Source organism: Halalkalibacter alkalisediminis (assembly GCF_028610705.1).
Classification (GTDB): domain Bacteria; phylum Bacillota; class Bacilli; order Bacillales; family Bacillaceae_D; genus Halalkalibacter; species Halalkalibacter alkalisediminis.
Genome location: NZ_JAQQWT010000020.1, coordinates 47,173 through 58,818, shown reverse-complemented (window position 1 = coordinate 58,818; position 11,646 = coordinate 47,173). Strand labels below are relative to the sequence as shown.

The window sequence follows — 11,646 nt, the reverse complement described above, 5'->3', positions numbered from 1 at the left end:
TAGTTGGGGGCTTCCCCCTGTGAGAGTAGGACGTTGCCAGGCTGATAAAACACAATCCAATGGGTTGTGTTTTTTTTATTAATTTATCTTAAATACTTAAGACGTTAGATTTCTTAAAATGAAGTGTAATCAATTATCTCAGTCAAAATGAAATAACAGTATTGATTTACTATTTTGTTTGCTCTATTTGCTATCGGTCAAAATCCTTGCTTAGTACAATAGATATATCTGTTTTAGCATAGTTCCAACTCAGTTGAGGGTACTCGTACTAATTAAAAAGTCTCCTTAGACAACGAAACTATTTTCTAAATAGAACTCCGTTATCAATGTGAATGATTGCTGTTTTACTCACAATTCTTCTCCGAATACGTTCAAGCAAATTTTGTTGTTTTGCAGTAATAGATTATATATCTAGCTTTTATGTAGGACTGCATATAATTCACAGTCACGAAATTTCAAAAAAAGAGGTAAATGTTCGAGAGAATGGATGGAATATTCCTTTTCATAGCCTTTTAAAAAATGAGATAAAAACATCTTAGAAAATGCTAAGACCTCTTCTTCATCATTTTCGTGAGGGAATTGCCAGGGCAGGTAATACAATGGGATGGCAATATCATGCATGAAATGTTGAAAACCACAGTCATCAAAATCAAACACTTTAATTACCTTACCGTCAAAGTGAAAGTTACCAGTGTGAAGGTCTGAATGAATAAGCCCATATTGTTGAGGCTCTTTTGATAGAACCTTTACAGCCTTTAATACATCATCAATAGCTTGATTAACTGTTTGATCATTTAGATGATAAGGAGCAAATTGGACCTGATAACTCTCGACCAAATCATGACGAGGTTGGGAGATGACTAGGAGTCACATAGTTTTTAGTTAGACGGTGAAATAGACCTGTTGTTTGTTCCCAGATTTGAATTAACTGGTGATTTGACTGTAGATCATCAAGGTTAACCTTTTTTCCTGTAGCTTTTAAAAATAAACTAATGAAAAAGAAGGAGTCTTTAATTTCTAACTCCTCTACATAGTGACGGTTTCTTGAAAGGATGGGGTGCAAACAGGAGCACCCTTTTCAGATAGAAAATGAATCCAATCCAGTTCAGCATCAATTTCAGCTCTTGTTCGATGATTACTATGGGTTAGACGAAGAATGACAGATTTCTTTTCTTTTTTCCTTCATAAACATAATTCTCAAAAGAGCCTAGTTCTTATAAAGAGTCTATATCCAAATTAAATAGTTCTGCAGCACGACTTAGCAGGTCCTCACTAAAATAATGTTCTACAGCCTTTTCCAATCCCTATTCACTCCTTTTATTATTTAATTAATGTTATTCTGCTTGAAATCGTTAAAACCCTTTTATTTTGAATCTAGAGGAGGTGTGAATGCATAACAGTATGAGTCAACGTTATTTCTTGTAAAATAGGAAGTGGAAGGTATGGAGAGTCAAAAGAAGCTTCGTGTTTAAGAATAAGTGTAAATAAGAGGAATCCGCTCGAACAAATAGACGTGATCATGAGAAAAAAGAGGACTAATCAGTTGATTGCCCTCTTAAACAAACATTTATTTAGAAATATGATAGTCTCCATTTTTTCCACCTGTCTTGCTAATTAACAGGGTTTCTTTAATACAGATACTTTTATCAATGGCCTTACACATATCATAAAAAGTCAAAGCTGCAACGGAAACGGCTGTTAAAGCTTCCATTTCAACTCCAGTGCTACCGTTACAACGTACAGATGCTTGGATGATTAAATTGTATTGATGATTGTCTTCTATGTATTCAAATGTAAAGTCTACTCCTTTAATTTGAATAGGATGGCACATCGGGATCAGTTCAGATGTTTTTTTGGCTGCCATAATGCCAGCGATTTGGGAAACTTGCAATGGGTCACCTTTTTTGATTTGTTGATTTTGAATGGCTTCGTATAATGCTCTTTTAAAGGTGATCGTACTTTGAGCAACAGCCGTACGAGTAGTTTCTGTTTTCTCTGTAATATCCACCATTTTAGGTCGCCCTTCTTCATTCCAATGTGTAAAGTCGCTCATGTGAATCAACTCCTAATCATTTTTTAACGGTATTCGTAATCTCTATACTTCTTAAAATAGAGTTTATGTTAATAGAACTAGTTGCTGTCTACCTATGTAGTACTTTAAACTATTTTTATCATCTTACCAAATTTTACTGTGTTTTAGCCTAGAAATATAAGCATATACCCATTATTGCAAGGAGACAAAAAGAAGAATCTCGGTCTTGAAAGGGTTGATAAGAAATATAGGATGTAGTGGAAAGGAAAAAAGCGTGGCAATTACCACGCTCTTTTTAAGTTTAGTTGTAGGACTATGGCTTTTTTTTCTTTGTTCTAAAAAAGAACAGCAGTGCAACAATCGATAATAGAATGGAGACACCAAAGTAGACGATAATTTTATAAGCCTCAAACGATTGTTTAATAAAATACCATTTAATACCGAGTTCGTAACCCGTTACGACAAATAAAGAGACCCAGAACAAAGCACCAACATAAGAATATATCATAAATATCCGAAGTGGCATGCGAGCAATGCCTGCTAGGTAACCTGTTAAGTGTCTAACTCCGGGAATAAAATAACCAATTAGCAATAACCATTTACCATGTTTGAAAAAGAGTTGTTGAGCCTTGTGTACTCGTGTAGGAGTAAGGCGTATTTTTCCTCCGAATTTCAAAAGAAACGGTAGACCTAATTTTGCACCAAGGAGATAGCTAATCGTGATCCCGATAATCGATCCTAGATAAGAACTTACCAATGCTGTAAGTAGGTCGACTCTGCCTAGATAGGCATAATATCCAATGGTGACTAACAAGATTTCGTCAGGGACAGGAAGTCCGACGATTCCGCCAACAAGAGCCAGAAAAATCCCGAAATAGCCATATTCAAAAATAAGATGCTTTAATAGTTCCATATTATCTTCCTGTTCTGTAGGGGCTTGTTCTAATTATAGCTAAAATTTAAGTGAGAAACGAGTTTTCAAAAAAAATGTATGAAAAAGAGAGTAACTCAAAATTTGAATTACTCTGTTACTAAATTGACGTAATTAACATATCATGTCTTTACCAATACATACAAAACTTAGGAAGTGACCAGGCAAAGTTTAGGCAAGGACTTAGCGCTAATTTCCATAGAAAGTTTATTAGCCTTTTTAAAGAAACTCAAGCAAGGAAGTCGCAATGGTAAAGTAAATGAGTAAACCTAAAATATCATTAACGGTTGTGATAAAAGGGCCAGATGCGAAAGCTGGATCTAGCTTAAGTTTATTAATGATGAGTGGAACAATAGCTCCGATTACAGTTGCAACACTTAATGAACAAAAGATTGAAATACCAACGATAACTGCAAGGATAAAGCTTCCATAGAAGATTGGGATAATGAGAAGGAGGGCAAGAGCGCAGATGAGCCCAATCATCATACCTGTATTAAATTCTCTTAATAATGTTTTAAATAATCCTTTCTTCTCGAGAGTACCAAGTGCAAGTCCCCTAACGACAACTGCTAAAGATTGTGTCCCTGCATTTCCGGCAGATCCCATTAGTAAAGGGATAAAGGCTGCCAGTAGGACAATTTGACTCAGTGTATCTTCAAATTGGTCGATGACGCCAGCTGTAATTAGACCAAAAAACATGAGAAGAACAATCCAGGGGGCCCGTAATCTTGCCGCTTTAAAAGCAGTTACATTTACATCGGTTGCACCACGAGAAGCTGTAAAATCTCCTAAATCTTCGGTGGCTGCGTCTTCTAATACATCCATGACATCATCAACGGTTACAATCCCTAAAAGAATCCCAGCAGGACTAACAACAGGAGCTGCTAAGAAATCATATTTTTTAATCAACTGTGCCACTTCTTCTTGGTCTGTCGTTGAGGCGACAGATACAACTCTAGGGCTCATTAAATCCTTCACAAGTTCATGGGACTGAGCGGTGATCAAGTCGCGTAACGAAACAACTCCAACTAATTGCTGCTGATAGTCGACGACGTACAAATAATAGATGGTTTCTGCGTTAGGTGCTTCTTCTCTTAATTGCTCAATGACTTCTTGAGCGGTTTGGGTGGAGGTAAGAGAGATAAATTCTTTAGTCATAATGGCTCCAGCCGTTTTAGATGGATACGCCATTAATTCTTTTACATCATTAGCATCTTCTAAGTTCATCGCTGTTAAAATTTTGAGTGCTTCTGCTTGTTCTAACTCTGCCAAAAAATCAGCAGCGTCATCTGCATATAGATGGTTTATCATTTCAGCTGCATAGTGATGGTCGATCTCCGTAATGAGATCCTTCTGTTCCTCAATCTCAAGAGCTTGGAAAACATCCGCCATTTCCTCAGAAGTGATTAGTTGATAAAGGTTTTGTCTATCTTCTTTTTCCAATGTCAAATAAAAATCAGCTTGATCTGTAGGGTGAAGCTGTAGGAAGTCTTCTTGAAATTGTTCAAGTTCATTCTCTTTTATTAAGCCAAGTAAATAGTTCGCGTATTCATCTCTAGTATCATTGTTAAGTCTAACCATGTGTTATGACCTCCTTCTAAGTTGAGTCACCACAGGCCACTAGGTGCATGTGGAATTTTTTAATTTTATAATTAATGGGGTCTGGTTCTGGCTTCTTATCCATACATGCACCACCTTAACAAATTAATAGAAAAGACACCTCAACGAATGCGAGGTGCCTAAAAAACATACATAATCCTTCGATTTAGAAGTGATCCTCCATTCGTAGAGCTTTAGCACTGTGCGGCATAGGTCAACGACCAGCTACATTAAGAACCACCTTATGTCGATAGTTCCTGTTGACCCATTGGCGTCTTTGGACATTTTTGGGCAGCAGCGTATCTCCAGCACAGGAGCCTCACCTAACGAGGTATATTTTATTTTTCACAATCCCCACCGTAAATCATATGCTTCTATCTGTCAATAGGTTAATAGAATAGCAGTAGGAAGATCTTACAAGAGACAGCAATGTCTCAAGGTCACTGAAACAAGGTGAAAAGTAACCTTATATACGCTCTTTAAAATGGAACTATATTACGTCACTCTTGCTAGAAGAGGCTTCTTTACGATAAAATCAAACTATTCGTACGAATTAGGAGCGTTTTTTTGTGAATAAACAAGTGATTCAAAATCTAACGGCGATTACGATTGGTGCTGCAGTAGGGACAAGCCTCAGGTACTCTCTAAATCTCTACACTCTAGCAGCAGGTTATCCAATTGGTACCGTTATCGAGAATTTGCTTGGGAGTGGCTTACTTGGTTTTTTAACAGGGTGGTTCGTCTTTAAGCATCCTCGTGAATGGGTAAAAGTCGGTCTAGGCGTTGGCTTATGTGGTGGGTTTACTACGATGTCAACATTGGCCAGTGATAGTGTTTTTTTATTATTAGAACGATCTTGGTGGATGAGTGCTATTTACTTAATGGTTTCTATAATTGGTGGAATGATACTTGCCTTATTCGGGTTTATGCTTGGGCAGAAATGCGGTCATAAGCAAAAGGAGAAGGAGGGGAGTAAGGCTTGAACATATTGCTTGTTAGCATTGGAGGAGTAGCTGGGGCAATAGCCAGGTACTTACTCGGCCTTATTCTCATGAAGCGGTTTCCTACTCCTCCCTTTCCGATAGCTATGCTTTTAGTGAACCTTTTAGGATCATTCGGTCTAGGGACTTTTCATGGTGCTTATTATGGAATCATTCCATTAGGAGCTTATGAAGAGCCTGTCTTTTTACTGATCGCTATTGGTTTTTTTGGAGCTTTTACAACTTTTTCAACCTTTAGTACGGAGGCAATCTTATTGCTTCAGAAAAAAAGGTGGAAGGCTTTGATTGCGTATGTAGGATTATCGATTGTAGGATCGATTTTAGTATTTGTGCTTGGATTCACACTGTTTAAATAAACGATTAATTAGGGGATGAAGAAATGACCGAGACGAATTTCAATACAAAAACAGTCCATTTTCAAACAAAGGAGCCAGCTCGGAACGCGAGTAAGGCGAAGCCGATTTATCAGACATCAGCCTTTGTTTTTACCGATTTAGATGATATGGAGAGCTTTTATGAAGGAGAAAAGGAATACCTATATTCAAGATACAGCAATCCAAATACAGATGATTTAGGGAAAGGGATTGCCCTGCTTGAAGAAGCAGAGGACGGGGTTGCGACTTCATCAGGAATGTCTGCGATTTTAGCAGGGATCCTTGCCGTTGCCGGTCAAGGTGATCACGTGATAGCTTCGGATGATTTGTACGGAGGGACGTACCAATTATTTGCGCAAGAGTTATTGAATTTTGGAATCGAAGTCAGTTTTATTTCGTTTGAAAATTTAGATGCCGTTACAAGTTCGATTAAAGAAAAAACAAAGCTCATCTATACGGAGTCTGTAACCAATCCTCTTCTACGTGTGGAGAACTTAGAAGAGGTCATGAAAATCGCCAAAGAACATGGGATCAAAACCATGATTGATAATACGTTTGCAACCCCGTATTTATTGCAACCGTGTAAGCTTGGGGTTGATTTAGTTGTTCATAGTGCAACAAAATACATCGGTGGCCACAGTGATGTAACAGCTGGAGTTCTTGTCGGAACACAGGAGTTAATTAATGTAGCCAAATCAAAAGTAATCACACTTGGCTGTAATTTAAGTCCATTTGAGGCATGGCTTGCATGCAGAGGGTTAAAAACATTAAGTGTGAGAATGGAAAGACAAAGCCGTAATGCACAGGCGTTAGCAGATGCGCTCAGCTCACATGAGGGAGTAGCAAGAGTTTATTATCCGAAATTTGTTTCGGAAAAAGGAAATGGTGCAATGGTCAGTATTGATCTTGCTGAGCATGTAAATGTTGAGACCTTTTTCAGATCACTCGGTTGGGTAAAAATTGCTCCAACATTGGCAGGTGTTGAAACAACGGTTTCTTATCCATTACGTACATCGCACCGCACGATTCCTGAGACACTCCGAAATGAATTAGGAATAGGAAAACAATTGGTTCGTATTTCAGTGGGAATTGAAGATCAGAAGGACATCATCAAGGCTTTTATGAAAGCAATTGAAAAAGCGTAATACACTTCTAAGAAAAGACATAGCTTACAAGCTATGTCTTTCTTCGTTTATACTTTTATCAACTAACCAGACATTATTTTTATAAAAAGCTTGCTTTCTTAAAATCAGCATGGTATGATATATCTTGTGTCAGAGAAAAACAGTCTGGTGGCGATAGCGAAGAGGCCACACCCGTTCCCATGCCGAACACGGTCGTTAAGCTCTTCAGCGCCGATGGTAGTTGGGGGCTTCCCCCTGTGAGAGTAGGACGTTGCCAGGCTGAAATTTATTTGTATAAAATAAGTTGAGTTGGCTATACTAAATAAGGTAGTCAAGTAAAACATTATAACGACGCGGGGTGGAGCAACGAGCAATACATCGTTGAACTCACTACGAGTAACATTGACGCATAGACGTCTGGGATTTGCTAGAAGAGGAAAATGTCTTCTTCATTGAAATAGCATCTTCCGTAACTTTAAAACGACGCGGGGTGGAGCAGTCTGGTAGCTCGTCGGGCTCATAACCCGAAGGTCGGTGGTTCAAATCCGCCCCCCGCAATACCAGGAAAAACCAAAGCGATTACAGCTTTGGTTTTTTTGTTTTTAGTGTTGGATCATAAATCCGTCCTTTACGAAAAAAGCACGTAGATTACGTTAAAATTCTGAGTGCATATTTAATATCGCCATTTCTATTAGGCTTTTTCCATGAAATCGGATAAACTAGAAGAGACGTTCCTTAGGTGTGAAGCATCCTAAGGATTTTTCAGAATTCGTTTATGGGAGTGGGACGATCAAAATGGAAGATGAATTTGCATTTATCTCGAAAATCTCGCCTAAGCAAACCCATCAACCCTCTCTAATATGTGGGATTGGCGATGATGCTGCTGTTTATCGTGGAGCTCCTAATTTGGATGAGGTCGTATGTGTCGATACGATGGTCGAAGGGATTCACTTTCGTCGTGATACGCTAACGCCTTTTCAAATTGGGAAAAAGGGTCTTGCTATAAATGTAAGTGATGTAGCTGCTATGGGAGCAGTCCCAGCCTTTTATCTTGTATCCATTGCTATTCCACCTACCTGGACCGAAGAGGAGCTAGGTGAGGTCTTTAAAGGGATGGATGAGATCGCTAAGCAACACAACATGGATTTAATTGGTGGAGATACCGTATCGATTAAAGAGTCGCTTGTGTTGACGGTGACGGTCATTGGGCGAGTGGAAAAAGGGAGAGGCCTTTATCGCAGCTCGGCCAAAGCGGGAGATCTTATTTTTATAACAGGCGCTGTGGGGAGTTCAGCTGCAGGGTTAGACCTTTTATTTGAAAAAGGGTTAAACGGAGATTTTAACGAAAAGGAACAGATTTTAGTAAAGAGTCATCAAGAGCCGCTGCCACATGTTGCTGAAGGAAGAATGTTAGCATATTCACAAAAACGAATTGCCTTAAATGATGTAAGTGATGGAGTGGCTAGTGAAGCAAATGAAATTGCAGAAGCAAGCCAAGTGAAAATGATCATTGAAGCAGACAAGCTTCCCATTCATGAGGCGATGAATGCTTATCCACTAGAAAAACGGCTTAAATGGGCTCTTTTTGGAGGAGAAGATTTTGTTTTAATTGGGACAGTGCCGAAAGAAGAAGCTGTTGAGCTCGCAGATCAATTTCAAACACAGGGTCACTTGTTCAAGATCATTGGTTTTGTAGAAGCAGGACCAGCGAGTGTTTATATAAAGCAAGATGACGAGTTAAAGAAATTAAAGAAACATGGATATAATCATTTTCAAAAGCGTGGGTGATCGAAGTGAACGAATGGAGCCTAATAACGGAATCTCCAGAAGCGACGATGGAACTAGCAGAGAAACTAGGGGAAATCGTGAAACCAGGTGACGTGATTACATTAGAAGGTGATTTAGGAGCTGGCAAAACGAGTTTTACAAAGGGGCTTGCTAAAGGGTTAGGTGTGAAACGAGTTGTCAAAAGTCCAACCTTCACGATTATAAAAGAATATAACGGTAGAATTCCTCTTTATCATATGGATGTGTATCGGATGGAAGATGATACGGAAGATTTAGGGCTTGAAGAATATTTTTACGGAGAAGGTGTTTCGGTCATTGAATGGCCAAGCATGATTCTCGCCCAATTACCTGAAGACCGGATGATCATTAGCCTTTTACATATGGGAGAGACTAGTCGGAAGATTACGATCTATTCAACAGGTGCACGGTCTTCTGAATTAGTAAAGGAGTTATCATTATGAGTAAGACATTAGCAATAGATACCTCTTCCTTTGTCATGGGTTTGGCTGTTACAGATGGTGATCTGACACTGGGAGAAGTGACAACAAATATAAAAAAGAATCATTCAATTCGGCTGATGCCAGCGATAGATGCACTGATGAAAGAAGTTGGGATGAAGGCGAAAGAGTTGGAACAAATTGTCGTAGCCAATGGTCCGGGTTCCTATACAGGTGTTCGTATTGGCGTGACAACGGCTAAAACACTGGCGTGGTCGCTTCAAATCCCTGTTATAGGTGTGTCTAGTTTAGCTGTGATGGCGCAAGCGGGCCGTTTTTTCAATGGAATTGTCTCGCCAATTTTGGATGCGAGACGTGGACAGGTGTATACAGGGCATTACGCAAGTATGGGGATGTCTGTTGAAATCGTCGAAGAAGATCGCTTAATTATGCTAGAAGATTGGTTAAAACATCTAGAAAATCTAGGTGAACCGGTTCTTTTTATTGGACAAGATGTGGAATTACATCGTTCATTGATTGAGGAGAAATTAGGTGATCATGCTCACTTTGCTCTAGGGGCCATGGCCTTACCGAGAGCGGCTGAATTGGCTAGGTTAGGAAATGATCAAAAGAATAGGGAAACAACCGTCACTCATACGTTTGTACCGAATTATATACAGTTGGCAGAAGCAGAGGCCAAGTGGCGTGCGGCGCAACAGGAAAAGGATGAGGCCCATGATTGATCAAGAAAAAGGGATGATTCGTTTCATGACTGTTGAGGACTTGCCTGCTGTTATGGCTGTAGAGCAAGACGCATTTTCTACACCGTGGGACTCGGCAATTTTTAAAAGTGAGATCACCTCTAACCAATTTGCTCATTACCTCGTGTATGAAATCGATGATGTCATTATTGGCTACTGTGGACTTTGGGTCGTGATGGATGAAGCGCAAATTACGAACATTGCCATTCATTCCAATTATCGAGGTCAGAAACTAGGAGAGCAATTGTTACGTTATGTGATAGCGTTTGTGAAACAAATGGGGGTGACGAAGCTTTCTTTAGAAGTTCGTGTTTCAAATAGTGTGGCACAAAACCTTTACCGGAAAGTAGGGTTCCAAGAAGGTGGAATTAGAAAAAATTATTACGCAGATAATTTAGAAGATGCTTTAGTAATGTGGGTGAATGTAGAATGAATACAAATGAATTAATTTTAGCCATTGAAACAAGCTGTGATGAAACGTCAGCAGCCGTGATTAAAGACGGCACGACGATTCTAAGTAATATCGTTTCCTCACAAATTGAAAGTCACAAACGATTTGGTGGCGTTGTACCAGAAATTGCATCAAGACATCATGTCGAGCAAATTACCGTGATTATTGAAGAAGCGATGCAACAAGCAAATGTAGAGTTTGCTGATTTAAGTGCTGTTGCGGTGACGGAAGGACCCGGTTTAGTGGGAGCCTTATTGATCGGTGTGAATGCCGCGAAGTCGATTGCTTTTGCCCATGATATCCCGCTTATTGGGGTCCATCATATTGCAGGACATATTTATGCGAACCAATTAGTACAGCCATTATTGTTTCCTTTAATGGCACTAGTTGTTTCAGGTGGGCACACGGAACTTGTTTATATGAGTGAAGATGGCTCGTTCGAAATAATCGGTGAAACGCGAGATGATGCTGTCGGTGAGGCCTATGATAAAGTGGCTCGAACACTTGGTCTTCCTTATCCAGGAGGTCCTCATATCGATCGTTTGGCTGCAGAAGGCAAAGAAACCATTGCTTTTCCACGTGCGTGGCTAGAACCCGATTCCTATGACTTTAGTTTCAGCGGATTGAAGTCTTCGGTTATTAATACACTACACAATCTTAAACAACGTGGCGAAGAAATGGTGATTGAGGACATTGCCGCAAGCTTTCAAGCTAGCGTCATTGAAGTTCTTGTAAAAAAGACAAAGCGCGCAACGGAAGAATACGGAGTCAAACAACTACTCTTAGCTGGTGGAGTTGCTGCGAATAAAGGCTTACGGCAGGCGCTAGATGAAGAGTTTTCTACAGGCGAAGTAGAATTAGTCATCCCTCCTTTTTCGCTTTGTACAGACAATGCAGCAATGATTGGAGCAGCCGCTAGTGTAAAATGGAGAAAAAATCAATTCTCCTCTTATGACTTGAATGGGAATCCAGGGCTTGATTTAGAACAAAGATAAATGTTTAAAACCACTTATTGGAGCAAATGCTACCAGTAAGTGGTTTTTTTACAGTTGTGCACAATTATTATCCACAATAATGTTAACACTGTGGGTAAGTTTAAAAATACTAGAGTTAATGCTGTTTTTGTTGTGGTTAACTTTACTTGTGGA

Annotated in this window: 12 protein-coding genes, 1 tRNA gene, 1 rRNA gene and 1 riboswitch; of the genes, 10 read left to right on the top strand and 4 right to left on the bottom strand. The window is 39.4% G+C overall.

Going from position 1 to position 11,646, the window contains the following annotated elements; translation table 11 throughout:
- Positions 1 to 411: 411 nt before the first annotated feature.
- From PQ474_RS19495 to mgtE, 4 genes are all read right to left on the bottom strand, one after another.
- Complete coding sequence (locus PQ474_RS19495; protein ID WP_273846947.1) at positions 412 to 837, bottom strand: phosphotransferase enzyme family protein; 426 nt, start codon at positions 835 to 837, stop codon at positions 412 to 414.
- A 730-nt stretch (positions 838 to 1,567) separates the two neighbouring features.
- Positions 1,568 to 2,053 carry a cyclic pyranopterin monophosphate synthase MoaC gene (moaC, locus tag PQ474_RS19490; protein ID WP_273846946.1) on the bottom strand — a complete coding sequence of 162 codons (486 nt, stop codon included), beginning with the start codon at positions 2,051 to 2,053 and terminating at the stop codon, positions 1,568 to 1,570.
- 292 nt (positions 2,054 to 2,345) lie between these two features.
- Positions 2,346 to 2,945: a DedA family protein gene (locus tag PQ474_RS19485; protein ID WP_273846944.1), complete on the bottom strand. Its 600-nt coding sequence runs from the start codon at positions 2,943 to 2,945 to the stop codon at positions 2,346 to 2,348.
- A gap of 237 nt (positions 2,946 to 3,182) precedes the next feature.
- A complete protein-coding gene (gene mgtE, locus PQ474_RS19480; protein WP_273846941.1) occupies positions 3,183 to 4,544 on the bottom strand; it encodes a magnesium transporter in 1,362 nt (453 codons plus the stop codon).
- 190 nt (positions 4,545 to 4,734) lie between these two features.
- A riboswitch (M-box (ykoK) riboswitch) is annotated at positions 4,735 to 4,900 on the bottom strand.
- Between the two features lie 231 nt (positions 4,901 to 5,131).
- Here mgtE and PQ474_RS19475 point away from each other — a divergent pair.
- From PQ474_RS19475 to tsaD, 10 genes are all read left to right on the top strand, one after another.
- The gene (locus PQ474_RS19475; RefSeq protein WP_273846939.1) at positions 5,132 to 5,545 is read left to right on the top strand and encodes a fluoride efflux transporter FluC; all 414 of its coding nucleotides are present in this window, start codon (positions 5,132 to 5,134) and stop codon (positions 5,543 to 5,545) included.
- A complete protein-coding gene (gene crcB / locus PQ474_RS19470; RefSeq protein WP_273846938.1) occupies positions 5,542 to 5,919 on the top strand; it encodes a fluoride efflux transporter CrcB in 378 nt (125 codons plus the stop codon). The genes PQ474_RS19475 and crcB overlap by 4 nt, the downstream gene beginning before the upstream one ends.
- 23 nt (positions 5,920 to 5,942) lie before the next feature.
- The gene (locus PQ474_RS19465; protein WP_273846936.1) at positions 5,943 to 7,082 is read left to right on the top strand and encodes a trans-sulfuration enzyme family protein; all 1,140 of its coding nucleotides are present in this window, start codon (positions 5,943 to 5,945) and stop codon (positions 7,080 to 7,082) included.
- A 143-nt stretch (positions 7,083 to 7,225) separates the two neighbouring features.
- Positions 7,226 to 7,341: ribosomal RNA gene (rrf, locus tag PQ474_RS19460) — 5S ribosomal RNA — on the top strand.
- Positions 7,342 to 7,545: 204 nt separating this feature from the next.
- Positions 7,546 to 7,619: transfer RNA gene (locus PQ474_RS19455), tRNA-Met, on the top strand.
- A 183-nt stretch (positions 7,620 to 7,802) separates the two neighbouring features.
- Entirely contained in the window at positions 7,803 to 8,849 is a 1,047-nt protein-coding gene (gene thiL, locus PQ474_RS19450; RefSeq protein ID WP_337956381.1) for a thiamine-phosphate kinase, read from the top strand.
- A gap of 5 nt (positions 8,850 to 8,854) precedes the next feature.
- The gene (gene tsaE, locus PQ474_RS19445) at positions 8,855 to 9,310 is read left to right on the top strand and encodes a tRNA (adenosine(37)-N6)-threonylcarbamoyltransferase complex ATPase subunit type 1 TsaE (RefSeq protein ID WP_273846934.1); all 456 of its coding nucleotides are present in this window, start codon (positions 8,855 to 8,857) and stop codon (positions 9,308 to 9,310) included.
- A complete protein-coding gene (gene tsaB, locus PQ474_RS19440) occupies positions 9,307 to 10,029 on the top strand; it encodes a tRNA (adenosine(37)-N6)-threonylcarbamoyltransferase complex dimerization subunit type 1 TsaB (protein ID WP_273846932.1) in 723 nt (240 codons plus the stop codon). The genes tsaE and tsaB overlap by 4 nt, the downstream gene beginning before the upstream one ends.
- Positions 10,022 to 10,480 (top strand): ribosomal protein S18-alanine N-acetyltransferase, encoded by a 459-nt coding sequence (rimI, locus tag PQ474_RS19435; RefSeq protein WP_273846929.1) that lies wholly within the window; start codon positions 10,022 to 10,024, stop codon positions 10,478 to 10,480. Before tsaB ends, rimI begins: the two co-directional genes overlap by 8 nt.
- Positions 10,477 to 11,493 carry a tRNA (adenosine(37)-N6)-threonylcarbamoyltransferase complex transferase subunit TsaD gene (gene tsaD, locus PQ474_RS19430; protein WP_273846926.1) on the top strand — a complete coding sequence of 339 codons (1,017 nt, stop codon included), beginning with the start codon at positions 10,477 to 10,479 and terminating at the stop codon, positions 11,491 to 11,493. Before rimI ends, tsaD begins: the two co-directional genes overlap by 4 nt.
- Positions 11,494 to 11,646: the final 153 nt, after the last annotated feature.